This window comes from Parachlamydia sp., from assembly GCF_050255895.1.
GTDB classification, from domain to species: Bacteria; Chlamydiota; Chlamydiia; order Chlamydiales; family Parachlamydiaceae; genus Parachlamydia; species Parachlamydia acanthamoebae.
The window spans coordinates 1-22,369 of sequence record NZ_JBFWIR010000054.1; the positions used below are offsets into that span (position 1 = coordinate 1).

Annotated in this window: 16 protein-coding genes and 3 pseudogenes; 9 read left to right on the plus strand and 10 right to left on the minus strand. The window is 38.5% G+C overall.

Annotation, left to right across the window (positions count from 1 at the left end; genetic code table 11):
• The 5 genes and pseudogenes from AB7E63_RS09725 to AB7E63_RS09745 form a co-directional block, all read right to left on the minus strand.
• Positions 1 to 128: pseudogene (locus AB7E63_RS09725) on the minus strand (IS256 family transposase); the annotation flags it as partial.
• Between the two features lie 352 nt (positions 129 to 480).
• A complete protein-coding gene (locus AB7E63_RS09730; RefSeq protein WP_039377804.1) occupies positions 481 to 1,122 on the minus strand; it encodes a gamma-glutamylcyclotransferase family protein in 642 nt (213 codons plus the stop codon).
• A 1-nt stretch (position 1,123) separates the two neighbouring features.
• On the minus strand, positions 1,124 to 1,975 hold the full coding sequence (locus tag AB7E63_RS09735; RefSeq protein WP_226987473.1) for a metal ABC transporter permease: 852 nt from the start codon (positions 1,973 to 1,975) through the stop codon (positions 1,124 to 1,126).
• A gap of 24 nt (positions 1,976 to 1,999) precedes the next feature.
• On the minus strand, positions 2,000 to 2,719 hold the full coding sequence (locus tag AB7E63_RS09740) for a metal ABC transporter ATP-binding protein (RefSeq protein ID WP_039377802.1): 720 nt from the start codon (positions 2,717 to 2,719) through the stop codon (positions 2,000 to 2,002).
• A 39-nt stretch (positions 2,720 to 2,758) separates the two neighbouring features.
• On the minus strand, positions 2,759 to 3,619 hold the full coding sequence (locus AB7E63_RS09745; RefSeq protein ID WP_006340992.1) for a metal ABC transporter solute-binding protein, Zn/Mn family: 861 nt from the start codon (positions 3,617 to 3,619) through the stop codon (positions 2,759 to 2,761).
• A 243-nt stretch (positions 3,620 to 3,862) separates the two neighbouring features.
• Between AB7E63_RS09745 and htpG the strand changes: the two genes are divergently transcribed.
• From htpG to AB7E63_RS09785, 8 genes are all read left to right on the plus strand, one after another.
• Entirely contained in the window at positions 3,863 to 5,719 is a 1,857-nt protein-coding gene (gene htpG, locus AB7E63_RS09750) for a molecular chaperone HtpG (protein WP_013925607.1), read from the plus strand.
• A gap of 47 nt (positions 5,720 to 5,766) precedes the next feature.
• Entirely contained in the window at positions 5,767 to 6,960 is a 1,194-nt protein-coding gene (locus AB7E63_RS09755; RefSeq protein ID WP_226987474.1) for a fibronectin type III domain-containing protein, read from the plus strand.
• A gap of 958 nt (positions 6,961 to 7,918) precedes the next feature.
• Positions 7,919 to 10,243, plus strand: coding sequence for a formylglycine-generating enzyme family protein (locus AB7E63_RS09760; RefSeq protein WP_100067502.1), 2,325 nt, complete (start codon positions 7,919 to 7,921; stop codon positions 10,241 to 10,243).
• 9 nt (positions 10,244 to 10,252) lie between these two features.
• Positions 10,253 to 10,723: a type III secretion system chaperone gene (locus AB7E63_RS09765; RefSeq protein ID WP_006340997.1), complete on the plus strand. Its 471-nt coding sequence runs from the start codon at positions 10,253 to 10,255 to the stop codon at positions 10,721 to 10,723.
• A gap of 15 nt (positions 10,724 to 10,738) precedes the next feature.
• Complete coding sequence (locus AB7E63_RS09770) at positions 10,739 to 11,263, plus strand: hypothetical protein (RefSeq protein ID WP_006340998.1); 525 nt, start codon at positions 10,739 to 10,741, stop codon at positions 11,261 to 11,263.
• Between the two features lie 6 nt (positions 11,264 to 11,269).
• The gene (locus AB7E63_RS09775; RefSeq protein ID WP_006340999.1) at positions 11,270 to 13,507 is read left to right on the plus strand and encodes a hypothetical protein; all 2,238 of its coding nucleotides are present in this window, start codon (positions 11,270 to 11,272) and stop codon (positions 13,505 to 13,507) included.
• Between the two features lie 9 nt (positions 13,508 to 13,516).
• A complete protein-coding gene (locus AB7E63_RS09780) occupies positions 13,517 to 15,751 on the plus strand; it encodes a hypothetical protein (RefSeq protein WP_013925601.1) in 2,235 nt (744 codons plus the stop codon).
• Between the two features lie 2 nt (positions 15,752 to 15,753).
• The gene (locus AB7E63_RS09785; protein WP_006341001.1) at positions 15,754 to 16,590 is read left to right on the plus strand and encodes an SDR family oxidoreductase; all 837 of its coding nucleotides are present in this window, start codon (positions 15,754 to 15,756) and stop codon (positions 16,588 to 16,590) included.
• 45 nt (positions 16,591 to 16,635) lie between these two features.
• On the opposite strand, the gene AB7E63_RS09790 is transcribed toward AB7E63_RS09785, so the two are convergent.
• The 5 genes and pseudogenes from AB7E63_RS09790 to AB7E63_RS09810 form a co-directional block, all read right to left on the minus strand.
• On the minus strand, positions 16,636 to 18,954 hold the full coding sequence (locus AB7E63_RS09790; protein WP_050899076.1) for a nitric-oxide reductase large subunit: 2,319 nt from the start codon (positions 18,952 to 18,954) through the stop codon (positions 16,636 to 16,638).
• A 177-nt stretch (positions 18,955 to 19,131) separates the two neighbouring features.
• Positions 19,132 to 19,406: pseudogene (locus AB7E63_RS09795) on the minus strand (IS256 family transposase); the annotation flags it as partial.
• A 473-nt stretch (positions 19,407 to 19,879) separates the two neighbouring features.
• Positions 19,880 to 20,539 (minus strand): hypothetical protein, encoded by a 660-nt coding sequence (locus AB7E63_RS09800; protein ID WP_013925598.1) that lies wholly within the window; start codon positions 20,537 to 20,539, stop codon positions 19,880 to 19,882.
• Positions 20,533 to 20,622, minus strand: a pseudogene (locus AB7E63_RS09805) (polymorphic toxin type 37 domain-containing protein); the annotation flags it as partial. The pseudogene AB7E63_RS09805 and the gene AB7E63_RS09800, both read right to left, overlap by 7 nt.
• 136 nt (positions 20,623 to 20,758) lie before the next feature.
• Positions 20,759 to 21,409 carry a hypothetical protein gene (locus AB7E63_RS09810; protein ID WP_013925597.1) on the minus strand — a complete coding sequence of 217 codons (651 nt, stop codon included), beginning with the start codon at positions 21,407 to 21,409 and terminating at the stop codon, positions 20,759 to 20,761.
• A 95-nt stretch (positions 21,410 to 21,504) separates the two neighbouring features.
• Here AB7E63_RS09810 and AB7E63_RS09815 point away from each other — a divergent pair.
• Positions 21,505 to 22,369, plus strand: an 865-nt coding sequence (locus AB7E63_RS09815; protein WP_428419368.1) for an IS256 family transposase, incomplete at its 3' end; no start/stop codon positions are given.

The window sequence follows — 22,369 nt, forward strand, 5'->3', positions numbered from 1 at the left end:
TCTTGTACTTCAAATTCAATAGCTTGCTGTAACAATTTTTGAGCCCCTTTACGAAGAATTTCTTCGAGAGGATTATTTTGTTCATTTGTTGATGGCATTTTTTCTGAAGAAAAGCGAAAATCTTCCACGAGCGCACTCCCATTTAGTTTTTGTGGTAAAAAACATTTTAAGGATGCGCTCTCTTTTTTTCATCTCATACACAACTTTTGATCATATCTCAGGGGATTTGGAACCAATGAATAATATTGGAAAAATGAGACTTAGACATAAGGTGATTTAGAGAAAAGTATAAGTGTCGTGATTCGCCATGACTTTTAAAACCGGGGGGGGGGGAAAGCTTCTTCAAATATTTCTCCGGATGTTTTAAGAAATTCATTTTGGAGGTTTCTCATCATCTGTATTTCGAGCTAAAGTGGTTATGACCGACGTATAAGAGAGTCCCTAACCATAGGCAAATACGTTTAGCAGGGAAGTGTTGTTTTACCCAGCTTGCTCTAAGAGTTTATAAGAATACGTGTCGAGGTATTGATCGATGTATTCAGAAGGAAATAACCGCTCAAAAGCAGATTCTACAAGGCGCCGTACATATTCGAGATCGGGATTTTCTTCTTGTGTGACATGTTTAGGGTTGCCGACGTAAGCCCATACGATTAACGACTCAGGAGCTTGCAGATTTTTAAAAGCTTGCGTTGCACATCTTTGCACTTTCACTGCGACTCTTGCATATGCTTCAGGAGCATCTTCACCAATATCTAATTCAGCTAATTGAGCATCAGAAAGGCAATACACTGCTCCGTAAACTTTAGCCCCTTCTTTTGGAGCAATATTACCTGCCGTTCCACTTTCACCAAATGGAGTTGTGTCGAGAGAATAGCTAAATTCATAATCATTTAGCTCGTATGCTCCTAGATCAATCGGGGCTTTCCCTTCCAATTCACCATCTTTGTGCCATTCATCTACCCAGCTCCCATTTTTTAGTCGCTCTTTAAGAAAGTCATAACTAACGTTAGACCCATAAGCAAAATAAAGATGCGGCAAATCGGGAGGCAATTGCACGGTATTTCCTTGAGTATGCAATAAAAAACAGCCGAAAGTTGTGATTAAATAAATGATGATTTTCATATTAGGTTAAAGCAGGGCTTTTAACTTTTAATTTTAAGGGGCGAGAAGTAAGCGGGAAAAGAAATAGGGCAATCATGTAAGTGACTCCCGCGACTAACGCGATCGAGGCGCCAGCTGGCCAGTCAAGATGAAATGCTGCACCTGTCCCAACGAGGCAAAATAGAATGCTTAATAGCACGGCAATTGACATCATATGGGAGAGTCGTGAAGTGAGCAGATTGGCAATGGAGGCTGGGACTGTAAGCATGGTTAAAACTAAAATAACGCCTACAACTTCGATGAGCAAAACAATGGAAATCGCGGTTAAAATCAGAAGAAGAATATAAAGAAAATTAACAGGGAGTCCTTGCAATTGGGCCTGTTCTTCGTCAAAACAAATCACAAGAAAGCGGGTGTGAAAGAAAAGAACAGCCACTAAAACGACAAGGTCTAATCCAAATAGAATATAAAGGTCTGTGTTGGAAACCCAAAGGATGTTACCAATCAAAAAGTTCGTTAATTCAACATTAAATCCTGGCGTTTGGGAAATAAAAAGAATCCCCACGGCCATTCCAATCGCCCATATGGCGGCGATGACGGAATCTTCTCTTTGCCGATAGTGTAAATGGATCCAGCCTATTATTAAGGCTGAAAGGACTGCAGCAACCAAAGCCCCCATCAAAGGGGATGCCCATGTGATTCCTTGTGAGCGTTGCAACCAAAGGCAAAAACCAATTCCGCTTAAAACAGAATGGGAGATACTACCACTGATAAATACAATTCGTTTGACAACAACATATGAGCCGATGATGCCGCTTACAATAGAAGCTGCTAAACCTGCAAGTAGGGCAGATAAGAGCAAAGAATTAGTCATGAGAGCATCAAAAAAAGACATATCTTATTTTAAGTTAATCAAGGGTGTATGATAGAGGCCAATACCAAAATGTTCACAAACTTCCGCTGGTTTGAGAGAAAGAACAGAACCTTGCACACATAAAACACGTTGAACCTGACTGATCGCAACTTTAAGATTGTGAGTCACCATTAAGATCATCATGGAGCCTTTCAGCTCACTCAATAAATTAAAGATATCCGACTCGGCGTGTACGTCAACGCTAGCAGTTGGTTCATCCAGAAATAAAATTTTGGGGTGTGAGACAAGCGCGCGTGCAATTAAAACTCTTTGGGCTTGTCCTCCCGATAATTTTCCATAAGCCTGCTTATAAAGAGATGTCGAAATACCTACACGTTCAAGCGCCTCAACCGCTAATTTTTTATCTTCTTGTGTATAGCGACCATGCCAAGGCAGGTAAGCTAGACGCCCCGACAAGACAACTTCAAAAACGGAGATCGGGAATTGAGGGTCAAAGCGGACTGTTTGGGGAACATAAGCGAGATGATGCGATTTGTTGCCCGGAGGTGTCCCGAAAATTTCAATATTTCCTGAAGAAGGCTTTAAAAAGCCCATGAGCAGCTTTAAAAGAGTTGTTTTGCCGCCACCATTGGGGCCAATAACCCCAATAAATTCGTTTGCATTAATTTCAAAAGAGCAATTATTGAGTATGCCAACACTCTGGTAATAAAAGGAAAGGTTTGTCACTTTAATTGCAGGGGGCATATAACTTTGAAATCCTTTAAAACGAATTTTTAATTATCGTTAATTTTCAGCAAAATGGCGCGCAATGAGTTCTACATTGCAGAGGTAATCTTCTGCATAGGGATCTAAGATTACAACGCGGGCATTTACTTCATTCGCAATCAATTGCGCGACTTTATTAGGGTATTGCACTTGAGAGAAAACCGTTTTAATATTTTCTTTGCGTGCTCTAGCGATCACTTTGGTCAGCTGTTGCGGGCTAGGGTCTTTCCCTTCAAATTCGATAGGAAGTTGAATCAGTTGGTAGTCTCGAGCAAAATATGCATAAGCAGGGTGCGCGACCATGATCACCGAATTTTTAGAATCTTTTAGAATTTCACGTACCTTAACGTCCAAGGCATCTAGTTCTTCTAAAAATTGCAAAAGATTCTGTTTATAAAATTCTGTGTTTGCAGGGTACTTTTCAATGAGAGCACTTGCGATTGTTTTGGCTTGCTGTTGCGCTTCCTTGGGGCTTAACCAAAAGTGTAAATCTTCACCTGACGCATGGCAGCAACCGTGATGGTGTTCACAATGGGAGGTCGCAGAGATCATTTCCACACCTTGTCGCATATCAACGAGTAAAAGAGAAGGCTTATGTGTTAAAAGCGCATTTTTGGCACGAGATTCAAAAGCTTCCCCGATAAAAAACCAAATATCAGCCGTGCTTGCAGACATCACTTGTCTCGGAGTCGGTTCGTAGGTATGTGCATCCGCACCAGCTGGAATCATGAGCTGTACATCAACGGTATCTCCAGCAATCTTTTCAGCAAAAAACTTATGCGGGGCAATTGTAACAAGGACCGTCGGCTTTGCCTGTAATGGTGTACCGGAAAAGATTAAAGAGAAAAAGGCAAGAATGGAAATAAATGCGATTTGCATGCGCCGCTCAATGTTAATTTATTTAGCTAAGATTCTTTGAACACAAAAGATAATAAGATTAATTCTATTTTTTGACAAGGTCATTTTGTGTGCACTCATTTCATTTTAACCAAGTTAAGAGGAAGAGGATCAGAGTCTTTATTTAAAGTCGTTGATGGATTAATATGATTTTTTCCCGCAGTTTTTCTTTTGTGGTGAAACCAAATTTCATAACAAAATTATTAAAAAATAAGGTCGATGATCATGGTCACTAAAACTTTAGAGATCCACAGCGAAAATATTCTTCCCATTATCAAAAGATGGCTCTATTCAGATAAAGATATCTTTATTCGCGAACTTGTTTCGAATGCATGCGACGCAATTCATAAAGTCAAAATTTTGCAGGATAAAGGGGAATTGTCAGCCAGTTCCGATGATCCTTTTAGGATTGAAATTCACATTGATAAAGAAAACAAAACACTGACTTTTAGCGATAATGGAATTGGAATGGATGCTGAGGAAGTGCAAAAATACATTGCACAAATCGCCTTTTCCAGTGCTGAAGAATTCATGGAAAAATACAAGTCTCATAATGAAACCGATCAATTTATTGGGCATTTCGGCTTAGGATTCTATTCTGCGTACATGGTCGCTAGCAAAGTCGAAATCAATACCCTTTCATACAAAGAAGGTGCTGAGCCTGTGCGTTGGATTTGCGATGGTTCTGCTCAATATGAGCTGGAAGTGGGGACACGAACGAAGCGTGGAACTGAAGTGATTTTGTATGTGGATAAAGACAGTGAAGAATTTTTAGATCCTGCACGCATACGTCAAATCCTGAATCATTATTGCTCATTCCTTCCTTATCCTGTCTATTTGGAAGATTCCCATATTAACCATGAAGAGCCCCTTTGGATTAAATCTCCTTCAGAATGCACTTCAGAAGATTATCTCCGTTTTTATCGTCATCTTTACCCCATGGATCCAGATCCGCTATTCTGGGTGCATTTAAATGTGGATTATCCTTTCCATTTAAAAGGAATTCTCTATTTCCCTAAGCTTAATCGCGATTTTGATATCAGCAAAAACACCGTGAAGCTATTTTGCAACCGCGTTTTTGTATCAGATAATTGTAAAGATGTGATTCCAAATTACCTCATGGCTTTAAGAGGCGTCATTGATAGTCCGGATATTCCATTGAACGTATCAAGAAGCTATTTGCAAATGGACCGAACAGTTAGACAGTTGGGCAATCACATTTCCAAAAAAGTGGCAGATAGCTTAGCCACCTTGTATCGTACTGAAAGAGAACGCTTTTTAGAGTGCTGGTCCGATGTAGGTCAAGTTGTCAAGCTTGGAATATTGGAAGACGAAAAATTTTATGATAAAGCCAAAAGCTTCCTTGTATGGAAGAATGTCAATGGGGAGTGGATCACTGTTGAGGAATATCTTGAACGTAATGAAAGCAAGATTAAAGACAAGGTGTTCTATACGATAGATGGTGAACATCTTTCCCACTTTGCAGAAGTTTATCACAAACAAGGGATTGAAATTTTAGTTGCCAATAGTCCTTTTGATCCTTATCTCATTCAATTTTTAGAAAGAAAGCTGACTCCCGTTGTCTTTAAGCGAGTCGATTCGGATATCGACGAAAGTATCCTTGATAAAGAAAAAGAGAAGACACTTTTAGATGCGGAAGGCAGAACAGAAGCTGGAAAAATCGCAGACTTTGTACGTTCCAAGCTGGAGAATGAAAATGTGGAAGTTGAAGCGAAAAGTTTAGCAGCGGAATCGGTACCTGGTGTGGTTGTAATCGATGAACAACAACGGCGAATGCGCGATTATATGCGCAGCTTGGATCCAAAAGATGCCTCTCGTGTAAAAGGTCTTATGGATAAGCGCAAGCTTGTGATCAACACAAACAGTCCGTTTGTCTCACTTGTGCAAAAATTGGATCAAATCCAACCTGAATTGACAGGGGATTTAGTCAAGCAGATCTATGAAATGGCGTTGCTATCGCAAAAAGAAATGGATCCCGCTGAACTGAAAGAATTTTTGGAAAGAAATGCTCGGCTTCTTGAAAAGCTGACAGAAAAATTAATCGATGCCAAACAACAGTAAATCAATAAGGCCTCCATTTTTGGAGGCCTTAAATTAATCTTATGCACATGCGTTCTTCTATTCTCTCTTTTTTTATTTTCTTTTTATCCGTTTTCATTCATTTGGAAGGTGTCAATCCCATTTGTGTTTATTTGACATGGAGTGGAGATCCTCTGACCACTATGACAATTCAATGGATCACTAACTTAGAAGAAATAAAAGATGAACTTCACTTTTGCCAAAAGGATGATCAAACGAAGTGGCAATCCAAGGCAGGTTCGCATGCTAAAATGCCGCTGCACTTCCCTTATTTGATTCATCGCACTGAGCTAACGCAATTGAGTCCTGATACCATTTATTGTTTTAAGTTTAGTGAGGAAGGAAAGACTTACCAGTTTAAAACAATGCCTGCAGATCTAGAAAAGCCGATTCACTTTGTGGCAGGGGGAGATGTTTATCACGATGGCATTGAGTATGTGATTGAGACCAATCGACAAGCAGCAGCTCTTAATCCTTGTTTTGCACTGATTGGTGGTGATATCGCTTATTCGAATACGACACGTAATATGCGTTGGATTGAATGGTTATCAGCATGGGAAAAAACCATGGTGACACAAGATGGGTGTTTGATCCCCATTGTGCCAGGCATCGGAAATCATGATGTTGACGGTGGATTCAATCAAAATCCTGTCGACGCTCCTTTTTACTACGCCTTATTCGGCCTTCCAGGGTATCACGCTATCGATTTTGGAAAATATTTAAGTTTAGTCATCATGGATTCAGGCCATACACATCCCATTGAGGGGGTTCAAACGCATTGGTTGGCTAAAACGTTGCATGAAAGAGAGGCGATTCCTCATAAATTTGCTCTCTATCATGTCCCCGCTTATCCATGTGTTCGTCATTACAAATATAAGTATAGTGTGCTCGTGCGGACGAACTGGGGCACGTTATTTGAACAGTTTGGACTAAACGCTGCTTTTGAAAACCATGACCATGCCTATAAACGGACTTTCCCTTTGAAGAATCGGCAAGTTGTTCCCACCGGAGTTTTATATCTAGGAGATGGAGCCTGGGGTGTCAAAAAGCCGAGAGCACCAAAAAAGCCTAAAAAAGCCTGGTATTTGGCTTTCACTGCGCAAAAGAGACATTTTATCCATGTGATCTTATCAAAGGATAAAAGGGAATATCAAGCAATTGACCATCGAGGCATTGTTTTTGATTCCGTTTCTCAACCTGTTTTACAAGAACAGAAAATTTAATCACGTCTCTCTATAGGAGATTTAAATTTATCTCCACTTATTTTGTCGTTAATCTCGGTTGAATAAAAATATAGTTTATTTCATTAAGTGCTGACCCAGTGATTAAATTTCCTTCTTTTTCCTCCAAAAGTTGCAATTCTAACATTAGAGACATGCACGCGATGCTTTGCATTGGTGATGGGCAAATCTTTTATTTGGTCATAAAAATGCATCGCGGAATACGATTTTTAGATCATATAGTTGGCTAAAAAACTTCACAACTTTTTGTGCATCAAGATCTAGGTGAAATCTTTTTCCGAACCTTCTTCGAAAGGTAAATTTTGATAAATTTGGAGGACTTGCTCTTCTGAATTTTGCGACAGCCAGAGTGGCTTGTTCTTTAGAAATTACCAATTGGAGTAATGGGGATCGTTTTTTTACGATCACTTAAGTCTTTAATTATCTATTGAGAGTGCTTACTTTGGCATAAAATACTCTCATTAATGTATTAATTAGTCTAATTATATTATGTTTTTTATATGACGTTGCAATGTGAAATATCTGCAATAAATGTTAGTAAGTGCGTTGTTTTCTATTCAAGGGTCCATTAAATCGTCTCTATTTGTATGTATTGAAGTGTTTTCATACAAAAAAGATGCTGCTTTTTATTCCAACAGCACTTAGTTGGTTCTGAGCATTTTATAATAATATGGAAGAAATTTCCTCATTATATTGTTTATTTTTAAAGCGATTATTACTTTCTGAAAAGTTTTTTTTCTATTCATTGTCTGCTGAGAATAAGGACTATAAGAGGAGAGGGATTTATTTTGCTAAAAACAGATCGAAATTTATTTTATTTTTGTTAAGGTGAGGCTAATCCCTTCTAAGGATTTTAAGGGTTTTTCATGGATTTCCAAAATGCGTTAAGCCATGTTTTTTAAAAATATAAATAAAAAGTGATCAAACGATTGGGGGACTTGTGAAAACAATCTACTTCTGTTTTTTCTGGATGATCATTTTGGGCGGATTGTTCTGTTCAGGACATGCGGATGAAGCAACAGGAACTTTAGTGGTGACCTATCAGACAGGAGTCAAGGGAGAACGTTTAGACCGTGTGCGCTTCTGGCTAAGACAAAATGACAAAAACCAGCAACTTCATCCTGCCAATCATGCTTGTGTAGAGGATTTGGGTAAACTTTCCAGGACTGTTGTCGTGGAGAATTTAGTTCCGGGAGATTATACCCTGGATTTTGTCATTCCTAATAAAGACTCTTTTTTTTCTCAACCAGAGAAAAAACACATCAAAATTCTGCCTAATCAGGTTACAAAGGTAAACCAAAACCTACAACCTCGTTATGCGTCCATTATCATTCATACAGTTGCGGGGGAGCAAGCACAATTTCCTAGACCCCCCAAAATTAGCTTACACGCATCCTGTGGAAAAACGGTCAGTTATTCCTCTGAAGGTCTTTTAAATGCAGATGCTTTAAATCCGGGTTGCTATACTATCGTATTTGAAGAATTGGATGGATATGCATGCCCAAAGCCTTTAGAAGTCGTTTTGAAGCCTGAAGAAAAATTAGGACCTTTGACAGGTCTGTATCTTCCGAATTCATTGGTTCGAGAAGTAAGTTCAGAAAAAGAGGATGTAGGGACGCTTCTTTTGTTCTATAACATTCATGTTTCGAGTGAACATCTTGAGCATTTAAAATTTCGTCTAAAAGCGAGCAATGGACACCTTCTTTCACAGGAAAATTTGGCCAAAGCTGCTCAATATCAATTAAAATCAGGACTTCTAGCTGTTTTGAGAGAACTACCAGCTGGTCGTTATGAAGTGGAATTCTATTTGGATGAGCAAGATATTTCCCCTAAAATTTTATCTAGAAAAAATTTTGAGATAAAAAAAGGAGAAATGAACTCTGTTCAAATGGCCTTCCCATCAGAAGAAGTTGTTGCTTTTAAAGAAGCTCTTTTGATGCATAGAGAAATGGAGAGAAGAGATAAGGAGCTCGCTTTTTCTAACAATCCAAAAGCCATGCAGCCCGCATTTTTAACCGTAAAGTGTAATTTATCTGATACATCTTGGGCTCTTTACCGACGCTCTATGCTTATCTATACAGGGACGGGATCGGTGGATCGTTTAAAAGTGCCACCTGGAGGACCCTATGTAATTAAACCTGAAAAGAAAGATGACTTCGACATCCATATGACGCCGAAAGGACCTTTTTTCCTTGAAGCTTCTAAGTTTTTGCAGGTAGACATTTTTTATGAAAAACAGGCGCTAATTGAAAACGTCGCTGAAAATTTACCCACCATTACAACCCCGGCCTTCCTTTCACTTGATACGGAAGATTACTCAAAAAAGGACCACCTTCCTCCCTTGCTTTTGGCAAAAGTGACAGGGGGAAAAGTGATTGTTGGGGATCCTTCTAAAAGCATAAAGGAAAATGAACAATCTTCTCGTATCTTAACTCTTAATCCTTTTGAAATCGGGATTTATGAAGTCTCGAATACTGAATATGTCAAATGGCTAAATTATGCCTTAGAAAATCGTCAAATTATTTATTCCGCTCAAGCTGAACATGTTGGAATTGTGCGAGATTTAAATGGGCATGTTTTATGCAAGACAAGAGAAGCAGATCCCCATAGTCAAATTTTTACACTTGAGCCTAGTGCGGGGAAAACGGTTTTCATGTTTATCGCGGATAAAGGAAGTCATCCAGTCATCAATGTTTCTTGGTATGGTGCCAATGCATTTTGTAAAGACTATGACTTGAGATTACCGACCGAAGCCGAATGGGAAAAAGCTGCAGGAATGCACATCCAAGAAGAAAAAGAACCCTTGCAAAAGTTTCTTTTTGGATTTAGTCAAAATGAGATTGATCCCTCATGGGCCAATTATAAAAGTAATGACGTACCCCTTAAAAAAAGAGAGGTCTTGACGACCGAAGTAGGATTTTTTAATGGGCGCAACAAGGTCAATGTAGGAGGTAGAGAGATCATCACGCATGATGCCAAAAGTCCTATTGGTGCTTACGATATGAGTGGGAATGTGTGGGAATGGGTGTCAGAAAGCTATACATCAGGATCAACGGGGGCAGAGAAAATTGTAAAGGGAGGGTGTTATGATAGTTTGGCTGATGGGGTAAGAGTGGCAGAAAGGTTAGCCTTAGATCCTGAGCATACAGATTCATATACAGGCTTTAGAGTCGCAAAAACAACACTTCCGCTAGAGCTTCTCAAGTCAAAAAAAGAGACAGCCAAAGATGTCAACACAAACGTATTTCCCAATCCATCGAAATAGGGGGCCCTCATGCAATTGGAAGAGATATTGCGAGAGTATGGCAGACGAAAAGGAATCGGTAAATTAGAACTTGATGACGAAGGCATTTGCCGCTTGATGATTAACAAAACAAGTACGATTAGTTTTGAAAAATCTCTTTTTGACAATGGCTTTTTTATTTACACATCCGTCGGTATTCTACCTGTAGATAAGGAAAAAGAGTTGTCTCTCGCAGCTTTAATTGGAAATTTATTTGGGAAAGAAACAGGTCAAGCTCATTTAGGCTATGAACCTAATAGTCGCTCTTTAGTTCTTTTTACTTTTATTTCTTATGAAGGTTTGACCTATTCCAAGTTTAATTCGGATTTTGAAGAATTTATTTACTATATGTTATACTGGATTAGTAAGTTTGAAGAATTAAAAAGTGAAAGTGGAGAGTCGACAAAAAAAGGACTTTATCATCCCATAGACGAAAAGAACAAAAATATTTTTTATGCTTAATTGTTGGAGAATGTCATGAAAGAAAACCATATTTTAGAACAGATTCAGATTGATTTATCTTCAGAAAGATATGACTGTTCTTTAGTTATGGCCTCTGAAGAAATTCCCTTTGATCAGCTTTTAGTTTTTTTAGGGAATGATGCGAAGGAAAGGGAAAAAATTCTTCAAATTACAACTTTCAAACAAACGATGGCGCAGGAATCCAAAAAGAAGGAAGAATCCTATCATTTAGTGAAGTTTGTGGTTAATTTACCCTTTTCTGTGGAACCTTCTGCAGCTTCTCAGACAGCCAGTACATTGCTTTTTATCAATCGATTTCTCGAGCTTCCTGGATTTGAATTAGGAGAGCTTGAAGACCAGGTTTTCTATCGTTATGTGTTATTTACGAAGGGAAATAAAGTCGATCCATTGCTTTTGTTTAGTCTTATTGGAAATGTGATGATGATTATTGATCTCTTCAATGGAGTGATTGAAAGTGTCGCAAGTGGAGAGAAAACGTTTAATGATCTATTGGAAGAAATGTTATCCCTAACAAAGTGATAAAATATGGTCAAACAACCCGGTTTTCCAATTGGTCCTGAGCCCTCATTTTCTGAAATTGGTCAAGCTCCCATTAACGCGGATGGAATCGTTGTTGAACGCGCTCCTTCTTCGTCATCACCCACAATTTCGATGCATAAAAGAGGACGTGTTTCTCTTGAATCTACGGAATCCCTTTCTATCGAATCTATATCTGAAGAAAGTGATAGCGTTGATGAACTAGTAGAAAGCGTCGATAGAATTAAATTGCTGAATCACATTGGTTCAGTTTTAAGCAATGTCCCCCCTCCCACCTTTTCTGAATGGATCAAGACTAATCGCGAAGCCATCATTCAAGACATCCTATTTAATCAAGGGCATTCTTTTGCTGGTTCCAGAGATGCAACAGTTGATCATTTAACGAATGAACACCGCATTCTTAAAGAATTATCGCTGGCTGGATTGCTTGTCAATGAAGAAAAAAAATTAAGCTCGGAAGAGATTTTTTCACGTTTAATTCACGTTCTTCCAGAAACTTCTGAGAAAAATTTCCTTTTTTATAAGCATATTTTAAATGATGAGATTTCATCACACGTACGCGAATTGCAAAAAGAATACGAAGCAACGGGAGAACCCCATCTCAAAGATCAAATTGATACCCTCAATCATTGGTTAAAAAAGCAGCATTTAGACTTAAAGTCATCCCGTATGACAAAAGTTGAAAAAAATATTGAAATCACTGGAGCGGCCCTCAAAATCCCTTTACTATTCGCTGTGAAAGCTCTAGATTTCTTGCGTTATGCTGATGCAGCTTTTAGTTTTGTGACTTTAGGCACCACAAATGTTTTTAAATTAGGGTTTTCGATTTTTGATTTTGTTAAGGCTGTACGTCACAAGAAAATTCATAAAAAATGGTCTGAAGAATTTCACCCAGCACCCAGGGTCGTCGATAAAACAACGGCAGCCAATTTAACAAAAGCCGGGGAGGATATAGATACATTATTGCAAAGGCGGAGGAAAGAAGAAGATCGAAAATTGGAAATCAGACGACCTGAAATTGAAGCTCTTATAAAAAAAATCGATGCGGTGAGTACTCTTGAAGAGGCTCAAGTGTTGTTGAATGAAAAAGGTATTCGATTAGAGGATGTCCAGGGTGTTCTCACCCTCAATGCTCTTCAAGGGGAATTGCAAAAGCCTGGAGTAAAAGAACAGCTTTTACGTATCCATGCAAAGCATCAGGATGCTATGCAAGTGAGCACAAGAAATGCCATCCTCACTTCTGAAGCTATGAAGAGCCTTAGCTTAAAAAAGAAATTCGGTTTCAATGTGAAATTGAATTTTGCCAATTTATTTCTTACAGTCGTTACCGTGACCACCATCATTGTTCTAAATATTTTGATTATCGCAGCTGTTATCACAATGCCCCAGTTTGCATTGGCCGTTCTTGGCGTCGGTTTTTTTGTAGCAGCCGTCATTTTAGGAGGCGTGGGTCTTTTTTATTTTTACCGGAAAAGTCCGCATCGTTTTAAGGAGATGATCAAAGGGGTTAATCTGCGTTTAGGGATGTATGCCATTCCTTCAGCTTATCGAAACTTTTTCTTAAAAAGAAAGCAACAAAAACAGGTTAATGAACTGGCTTCTTCCTTTAGATTACGAGTCCAAATTCAACAGATAGAAAGCATTCTGAAGCAATTACCCCTTAATCCACAAAAGCTCCCAAAAGAGTTGCATGTCGTCGCTATTTCTTCTACTCCGTCTGCAATAACAGCCGAAGAGGCTATCCGATATAAAAAACAGCTAGAAAAACTCGAAAAGTTGTATCAAAAAAAACTACATTCATACGAATTGAGAAGAGAAAAAAGAGCTGAAAAAATTAATCGGTTAGAACGAAAGGTTGAATTTTGGAATTCAAAAAAAGAACCTCTCCTAGAAAAACTAAAACGTGCTGGAGTCGCTGACTATTTACACGGTATTAATCTTTCCTTGGATAGAAATGGAGCGCCCATCGAGCTTTCAAAAACGATTGTTGAAGGAATGTTTACAAATCCAGAATTATTGGATCGAGAAACAGTTGATATTTTAGATCGTCATTTTGGCATTGATGTGAAAAAACTTCAAGCCGATGGCGATCCAGAAATTAAAAAGACCGTACAAAAGCAGTTAGATGATTTTTTTGCGATTAACGAAAAAAAATTCATCAAGTTTATTCGCAAAAAAATGCAAGAAATTAAAGATGAAGATCAAACAACACCCGTTCATCCGTGAGGTTTTTTTATGGAACCTGTTGATTCTGGAAGAATGCCTAAAATTCCACATGCTCCATTAGAGAGTGAAGGAATTCGTGTTGAAAAAGTACCCTCAACAACATCCGACATCAGAGTGAAATCTGTAAAAGAATCGGCCAAATATCAAAAGTTGTCGGGGGATTTTTCAGAAGATATTGAAGATACAACTTTGAGAGAAAGCCTGACAGAGCTTTCAGAGTTTGGAAGCGAATTAAGTGGCTCTTTGGAGACTGCTGAATTGATCAGCGAAGCCGAGACTCCTTCCGTCCAAGAATGGGCGGAACGCAATGCTCCTTATTGGGTAGATCTTATTTTAGCCAAGGATGAAGCTGCAGAGAAATTTAATCAATTTTTTACGAGTACTTTAAACCCTTTCAGTACGCCTACAGAATATATGAGTGTTTTTGTTGGGGTGCCTCTCGGACATGTCGCAAAGATTCGTGATTACAATGGAATTGGAAAGGAATTATCAACAGATATCGGCTATCTTCGTTTAGCTTACTCCCTTCCGGCTCATATAGGAGCGGCTGGTATACTGATCTATCGGATTGCCATTTATCGGGAAATTGCTAAGCAAGTCGCGAAAATGAAGGTTGAATATAAAGCCAATCCAGATCCAGCTTTAAAGGCCAAAATCCGTGAAGTCAAAAAGTGGTTAACGTTACGCAAGTCTGTTTTAAAAGCACAATCGATTGGGACATCTTTAAAACTTGTAGGGTTTGTTCCTCAATTCACAAAAGTGGGTTTACGCATAGCGACAGAGACAGGGCATGGATTGGGACCGATCATGTCTGGCTGGGTTGGTCTTGGAATGGGAGGCATTGGGGGGACGTTGCTTATTCTTGGAAAAACGATGCAGCTTTCAAAAAATATCAAAGATGAAAAAATGCATCGCAAATGGATAGACATACATCGTGAAACGGAGCGAGTGATAGATCGGGTGAATTCTGAAGATATCAAAAAGTCTGAGGAAATGATTTCAGCGCTGTTAAGCAAGCGGAAAGAAACGGACGAGTTGCGTCGGAAGCAACTGAACAAAATAATAGAAAATTTGAAATCACAGTCTTTTGAGGACTGCCTTAAAGCCCTAAAAAATGTGGGAATGCGAATTCCATTAGAGATTCACACAAAAGAGCAACTCCTTGAAGTATTTAAAAACTATGCAGAGAGAGATAATCTAATTGAAGAAACGATTCGGCATCAGGATACGATTTCACAATTGACTCGCAATGGATTGAAAGCCCAAAGTTTGAAAAAGCAAAAGTTAGAGCACCGTTTCTCAAAGTTTAAGCTTGGTTCATCCACAGTTTCTCTTCTTCTTGCGGTTATTTCCACCGCAATAATGACAACATTGGCTGTTTTAGCCCTCGTGGGCGTTTTCTCTTTTCCTCCATTAGGATTGGCTTTGCTCGGATTGGGATTTTCATTAGCCACAATAGCCGTTATTGTCACAGGAGGTCTTTATTTTTATTCCCAGAAACCTGCTTTAACCAAGGAATGGCTGAAAGGGGTGAATTATCGCTTGGCACTATATGGAATACCTGCCACATACCAAGCTTTTAAGCTACAATTAAAAAAAATTAAGCAGCTAAGGAAAGCCTATGCGGTTCATGACTTGAATGTGAAAATAAATGAGCTAGAGGGAATTTTAAAATTTCCTAATCAGGAAGTTTCGTTCAGCCATTTGCCAAAATCTTTGCAACCCTTAGTCAAAAAGTATCAAAAAGGTGGCCTATCCTTAGATGAAAGGGAGCACTTGAAAGAGCAGTTGAAAAAGGAAAGCGAAAAATATCAAAAAAAATTAGCGCAAAACGAAGAAACTAAACAGAAAATAGATGCACAAATTTTGGCTGCTGAAAAGAAACTGAAATACTGGAAAGGCAAGCAAGCCCCTCTCGAAAAACGGTTAATTCAAGCAGGACTAAGAGATTATTTAAAAGCTTCTCGTCTAGATATAGACACAAAAGGGGAACCGATTCCTTTTTCTCAAATTCTTGTGGAGGGGATCTTGCACGAACCCTCGCAGCTAGATGCAGAAATGGAGGGGATCTTAGTTCACAAAATGGGAATTGATTTCAGTAAGATCAAAAAAATTGAGGATAAAGAAGGGGCTAAAGAAGCCCTGATTCCTCTGATCGATGCCTATTTTGCGCAGGGGCAGGGAAAAATTATTTCCTATATCAAAAAACAATTGAAAGAACAAACGCATGCACGAGCAAGGTAATCATGTTCTCACTCAAAAACAAAATTGCATTTATTACTGGCGCTAGTCGTGGGATTGGGAAAGAGATTGCCCTAAAGCTGGCAGCAGCTGGAGCTAAAGTGGCCATTGCGGCGAAAACCGCGACACCTCATCCCAAATTGCCTGGGACCATTTTCCAGGCGGCTGAGGAAATTATTCAGGCAGGTGGGGAGGCCTTGCCATTAGTCATGGATATTCGAGATGAAGAACAAATCCAAAGTGCTGTCCAGAAGACGATTGACACTTTTGGTGGCATCGACATTTTGATTAATAATGCGAGTGCTATTCAACTAACCCGAACTTTGGACACTCCGTTAAAGCGTTATGATTTGATGCACCAAATTAATGTAAGGGGAACCTTTGCTTGTTCACAAGCTTGTTTACCTTACCTTAAAAAAGCCTCAAATCCCCATATTTTAAACCTCTCGCCGCCATTGAATATGAATCCTAAATGGTTTAAGGACTATTTAGCTTATACTATGTCAAAATATGGGATGAGCTTGTGCGTATTAGGGATGGCCGCGGAATTTGCCGAAGACGGAATTGCGGTCAATGCTTTATGGCCCAAAACAGTCATTGCCACGGCTGCGCTTATGGCGATTTTAAAAGACCCACAAGTGATTGAAAGTACGACTAAGCATTGTCGCTTACCTTCTATCGTTGCAGATGCAGCGTATGAAATTTTGTTGAAAGACAGTCGGGAATGCACCGGCCATTTTTTTATTGATGAGGATATATTGCGCGATAAGGGGGTAACGGACTTTAGTCATTATGCCGTTTCTCCTGGTAATCCCTTAAAAGAAGATTTCTTTTTAGATTAAATATAAATATAAATCGTCAAAGAGTGCGCACAAAATTCGAGGATTTCATCTTGTGCTCTTTACAAATTCTTCATCTCTTTTACGTCCATACATAAAGGTGATAAATATCGCGCTAACAGTAGGAATTACACCTACGACAATAAATATCATATCAGCCCCTAACCGGACCCATTCCAAAGTATGGAAAAAACCGGACATTATAAAATTTAGATGGCGAGCATGCCAGTAACCATTTACTATTGAGTCCCAAAGCTGGAGAACGCCTGATGGGAAAAGATCGAGTATGACCATCAGGCCCATGCCAATGTTAAGACCCCAAAAACCAATTTTAATGAGGTTTTTGGTCATTTCCCAAATTTTTTCTGTTTGCATGGAGCGCATACAGAACATAGTGACCGCCAATGCTAGCATGCCAAATACTCCGAACATGGCAGCATGGCCATGATTTTGAGTTAAATTAGTTCCGACCTCAAAATACGAGATAATTGGCAGGTTAATTAAAAAACCAAACACTCCTGCGCCTATAAAGTTCCATATTCCCACGGAAATCAGATAATAAATAGTCCATTTTTGTTGCGCTGCTAAGAAACGTCCGCATTCTTCGCAACGCAAGTTTGAAACGCGAATAAAATCCCAGGCGTCGAGAGTCAACAAAGTTAATGGGACCACTTCCATTGCAGAAAAACATGCAGACAAGGCCATGTTGACACTAGTTTGCCCAGTGAAGTACCAATGGTGGCCCGTACCAACTACGCCAGCACCTAGATAAAGAATGATATCTAAATAGATGACTCGTTTCGCAGTAATCAACTTAGTCAAACCCATTTGCACGAAAATAGTTGCTGTCAATACAGTGGCAAATACTTCAAAAAATCCTTCCACCCATAAATGAATGATCCAGAATCTCCAGGTGTCTATAACAGTAAAGTTCGTTTGATGATGATAAAATACAGCGGGGACATAGAAGATTGGGATCGCTGCTGCGGCTAGAAAGAAAAGAATACTGAATTCTTTTAACTTTGGATTTGAAAAGGCTGGTCGTAGAGCTCTGAAAAGAAGCCATAGCCAAAAGAAAAAGCCAGCGATCAATAGGTATTGCCAAGCACGTCCTAAATCCAAGTATTCTGATCCTTGATTTCCAATCCAAAACCACATCTCACCTGGTAATAAGCCCTGAGCACTCAAGAACTCTCCTGTCAGGCTTCCAAGCACCACCAGTACAAGCGCCCAAAGCAATAATTGGATACCAAATTTCTGATTTCTAGGTTCTGCACCACTTAGCATTGGAGCAATAAAAAGACCTCCTCCTACCCAAGCTGTCGCAATCCAAAATATCGCAAGCTGAAGATGCCAGGTCCTACCTAAATTATAAGCTACCCAATCTACAATAGACAGGCCATAAAAACTCGATTCTACGCGATAATGCGCAATTAAACCTCCAAACAAAGTTTGAAGCAAAAATAGCACTGCAACGACAACAAAATAAGGCATTGTAGCTAATTGTCCAGCACTTAAAGGTGAAGTCTCCAAATGGGTCTCATGAACATGGCGAGGCTTTCGCTTAGGGTCCCATCCAAGGAAGTCGAATTTTCCAAAAAGAAATAGCATCAGCCCGATAGCTCCTAGCATAAATATCAAGCTCATTGCGCTCCAAAAATAAGCATCGGAACAAGGAAAATTACCTATCAAGGGATCATAGGGAAAATTATTGGTATATGAACAATTTTCATTGGGACGATTGGTCACTGCAACCCAACTGGCCCATGAAAAAAATGTTGTCAAGTTTCTAAGGTCATCAGAATTTTGAATGAAGTTCTTTGGTAAACCTGGAGCCATGCCTTGAGTGAAGTAGCCCTTCCAATAGATTAGAGCTTTATCGAAAGCCTCAATTTCTTCTGGAGTATAAACTAAAACATTTTTGTTGAAGTCAAAACGATTTTGTTTCAGTATAAATGATACATTTTCTTTGATGCCAAATTGTTGTTCTTGAGAAAGTTCTACAAAGGATTTGCCCATTTTTTGTTGGGCGATATAATCCATGATTGTTAAGGCTTCCTGGTGAAGATATTCCGCGGTATAATCTGGCCCTAAATAAGCGCCATGTCCCCAAAGAGTTCCATGCTCCATCAAGTTATATCTCAGAAAAGCTGACTGGCCTTGCTGGATATTCTCTTTGGTAAATATGACATTGTTCTTATTGTCGATCACTTTGTCTGGAATGGGAGGCGCATTTTCGTAAGCCAGGCTGGTTACAAATCCCAAGATAGCAAATCCAATGATCATCACAATGATGACCGTGTACCGCCACCATATGGACAAATTATCACTTTCATTAAATTGCGATTGCACTAAACTTCTCAGCATACTTTAAAAATTAAGTGTCAAAATGAAGTATCCTTAATCACAAGACTCGACAATTATGGAGCGCTCATTGCTGCGACAATACTATTTTTTAGGAAAGAAAGCAATGGTTCACTGGATTTCCACATGGCAAGTATATCTATTCTAGATCCACAGCCTGTAGTTTCGTATGCGGCGCTAATCGTGAATTATGATAAGTTCTTTGTTTTCATTCTCTAATGCACCTACCAGCACCAGAACGCAAGGTTTGACCTTCTTCTAAACGAATATTAAAATAAATCCCATCCGCCCATATATAAACATGCTTTTTTGCGAAAAATTACTTTTGAGCCTGTTGTCTATGAATCTTTCAATCTAACGATATTTGTGGGTGATACTCCTTTAGCATTTTCTCTCAAAATTGCCTCTAGAGCTTTCGGGAAATCTAGGGGGTGGATATTCCTTTTAAGATACAAGTCGCGAAGATTCTGAGCCGTTATCTCATTTGCGCGCTTTTTGTCGTAGTCAAGCAAAAAGGGGCATTTCAAGCCAAAGACGGCAAGTCCTGACATTAGATGATCTGCAATCGAAATATTTGGTGGGACTGTGAATGTTTTCGGATCGCGGATCTTTGAAAATATTTTATGGATACTACGGAGCATTCCCGGCATGCTCAGCATCTTTCTAAAAGTAGCCATCGTAAACCTTAGAGTTAAAAAACTGTCTGAAGTTTACGAAATCAATTTTTAAGTCCCTAGAGAAAATTGCTCAGCGGGAATTGCTGCTTATGGGTTTATCCTGTCAAAAAATTAATTCTTCTAAACTTGACATGTTATTTTTTTCTGGCGGGAATTACTGACCTATCCAGATATGTAACAGACTCAAATTAGTCAGAATTTCAATTTAAATTTAGCATGAAAAGGGAATGGTCAAAGTTGTCTTTTTATGCTTATTCTATTTTTTCCCATAAAACATACGCTTCACCATCATATGCACTAATGAACATCATCTTAGTTTTTTTACAGATGGCTTGGATATCTTCTAACGAGAGAATATTGCTGTCATTTTTGAAACAATCAGCTTCTGTTAAAACGCCTACAGAATGCCAAAAAGAAAATGATTTCCCCGCACACTTTAAAATAAACTCGTGATTTTTATTAAGTTCCCTGATTACATACATAACTTCGTTTTCATACAGATATACACTTTTTTTTTCGTAGAAAGCTTTTAAATTAGACTCATCAGGGCTTCTTGTAACCTCATCAAAAATACAGGAAAGTTTATTACTGAGACTGAGTTTGTGAAAAATAAAATCACTTAACTCTTCCTTTATTGTGGGCACTCTTTGATGACGCGATTTTTTTCCATTAGTTTCGGAAACAATTATAGGATTTTGAGGAAGAATAATGCCGTTTTCAAATTCATAAAGTCTTTCAAGATTGGAATCTACCGTTAATAAGGTAAAAAAAACACCAGACTTAAAATCAACTAAATTAAGTAGCTCAGAAGATAACGCGTTCACCTCATTTAAATTATCTTTAACGAATTCCATTGTGCGTTCAAAATCTAATTCGTGTCTATGCAATGTTTTCATTTTTTTGGCTACCATGTTCCATCAAGGAATAATCTTTCTTCGTATTCAGTTTTATCATCTCTATAATCCCAATGAGGAGCTTTTGGTGGAGGATGGTTAAAATTTGGATACTTAGCTGATCTTTACAAAACTCTTTCGCTTTCTTAATCTGACCCGATCCAGATATGTAACAGACTCAAATTAGTCAGAATTTCTATTTAAATTGGTATAAAAAAGGAGCCACCAAAGTCATTTTTATTCTTGCTCCATTTTTTCCCATAAAACATAGCCTTCACCATCATATGCACTAATGAGCATCATCTTTGTTTTTTTACAGATGGCTTGGATATCTTCCAACGAGAGAATATTGCTGTCATTTTTGAAACAATCAGCCTCTGTTAAAACACCAACAGAGTGCCAAAAAGAAAATGAACTCCACATGCAATCTGATATAAACTTGTGGGTTTTATTATGTTCTCTGATTACATACAGAACTTCTTTTTCATGCAAATAGATACTTTTTTTTTCGTAAAATTTGTTTAAATAAGAATCATCATAATCCATTGTAACCTCATCAAACACACAAGAAAGTTTTTCATTGGAAATAAGCTTATGAAAAACAAAATCACTTAACTCTTCCTTTATTGTAGATACTTCTTGATGACGCGATTTTTTCCCATCAATTTCGGTGACAATTATGGGATTTTGGGGGAGGATAACGCCGCTTTTAAATTCATAAAGTCTTTCTAAGTCGGAACCTAATGTTAATAAAGTAAAAAAAACACCCGACTTAAAATTGACTAAATTAAGAAGCTCGGAAGATAGCGCGTTCACTTCATTTAAATTATCTTTAACAAATTCCATTGTGCGTTCGAAATCTAATTCATATCTATATAATGTTTTCATTTTTTAGGCTCGAGATATGATCAAAAGTTGTGTGAAAAAAAGAGAGTGCATCCTTAAAATGTTTTTTACCACAAAAACTAAATGGGAGTGCGCTCATGGAAGATTTTCGCTTTTCTTCAGAAAAAATGCCATCAACAAATGAACAAAATAATCCTCCCGAAGAAATTCTTCGTAAAGGGGCTCAAAAATTGTTACAGCAAGCTATTGAATTTGAAGTACAAGAATATCTGGAACTTTACAAACAATCGAAAGAATTTACCCATCAATCTCCTGCAGTAAAATGGTTACTTACCAGAAAAAAACATTCAAACCGTCTTGGCCCAATTGCAATTCGCCAGCCTAGAATAAGACATAGAGACGATGGTAAGTTCACAAGTGCGATTTTGCCACCTTATTTGAGAAGGACACAAAGTATAGATGCGGTTATCCCTGCTTTGTGTCTTAAAGGAATATCTACCCTAGATTTCCCGAAAGCTCTGGAGGCAATTTTGGGAGAAAATGCTAAAGGACTATCACCCACAAATATCGTTAGATTGAAAGATTCATGGACAACAGAATATCAAAATTGGCTCAAAAGTGATTTATCCGCAAAAAAGTATGTTTATATATGGGCGGATGGGATTTATTTTAATATTCGTTTAGAAGAAGATCGACCCTGTGTTCTGGTTCTGATAGGTGCTTTAGAGGATGGAAATAAAGAACTTATCATGATCCATGATGGGCACCGAGAAAGCAAGCTGTCTTGGAAAGAAGTTTTGCAAAATTTAAAACATCGAGGTCTCAAAGAAGGACCACAGCTTGCGATTGGAGATGGAGCGCTTGGCTTTTGGGCGGCTTTAAATGAAGAGTTTCCAGCAACAAAGCAGCAAAGGTGTTGGGTGCATAAAACGGCTAATATTTTAGATAAAATGCCAAAAAGTGTTCAAAAGTATGCCAAAGAAATCATTCACGAAATTTATA

What these genes read in the sequence shown, in the direction of transcription:
- AB7E63_RS09775 (WP_006340999.1), top strand. Translation starts at nt 11,270, where the DNA reads ATGGTCAAACAACCCGGTTTTCCAATTGGTCCTGAGCCCTCATTTTCT.
- AB7E63_RS09780 (WP_013925601.1), top strand. Translation starts at nt 13,517, where the DNA reads ATGGAACCTGTTGATTCTGGAAGAATGCCTAAAATTCCACATGCTCCA.
- AB7E63_RS09730 (WP_039377804.1), bottom strand. Translation starts at nt 1,122, where the DNA reads ATGAAAATCATCATTTATTTAATCACAACTTTCGGCTGTTTTTTATTG.
- AB7E63_RS09740 (WP_039377802.1), bottom strand. Translation starts at nt 2,719, where the DNA reads ATGCCCCCTGCAATTAAAGTGACAAACCTTTCCTTTTATTACCAGAGT.
- htpG (WP_013925607.1), top strand. Translation starts at nt 3,863, where the DNA reads ATGGTCACTAAAACTTTAGAGATCCACAGCGAAAATATTCTTCCCATT.
- AB7E63_RS09785 (WP_006341001.1), top strand. Translation starts at nt 15,754, where the DNA reads ATGTTCTCACTCAAAAACAAAATTGCATTTATTACTGGCGCTAGTCGT.
- AB7E63_RS09790 (WP_050899076.1), bottom strand. Translation starts at nt 18,954, where the DNA reads ATGCTGAGAAGTTTAGTGCAATCGCAATTTAATGAAAGTGATAATTTG.
- AB7E63_RS09755 (WP_226987474.1), top strand. Translation starts at nt 5,767, where the DNA reads ATGCGTTCTTCTATTCTCTCTTTTTTTATTTTCTTTTTATCCGTTTTC.
- AB7E63_RS09765 (WP_006340997.1), top strand. Translation starts at nt 10,253, where the DNA reads ATGCAATTGGAAGAGATATTGCGAGAGTATGGCAGACGAAAAGGAATC.
- AB7E63_RS09800 (WP_013925598.1), bottom strand. Translation starts at nt 20,539, where the DNA reads ATGGTAGCCAAAAAAATGAAAACATTGCATAGACACGAATTAGATTTT.
- AB7E63_RS09735 (WP_226987473.1), bottom strand. Translation starts at nt 1,975, where the DNA reads ATGACTAATTCTTTGCTCTTATCTGCCCTACTTGCAGGTTTAGCAGCT.
- AB7E63_RS09810 (WP_013925597.1), bottom strand. Translation starts at nt 21,409, where the DNA reads ATGAAAACATTATATAGATATGAATTAGATTTCGAACGCACAATGGAA.
- AB7E63_RS09770 (WP_006340998.1), top strand. Translation starts at nt 10,739, where the DNA reads ATGAAAGAAAACCATATTTTAGAACAGATTCAGATTGATTTATCTTCA.
- AB7E63_RS09745 (WP_006340992.1), bottom strand. Translation starts at nt 3,619, where the DNA reads ATGCAAATCGCATTTATTTCCATTCTTGCCTTTTTCTCTTTAATCTTT.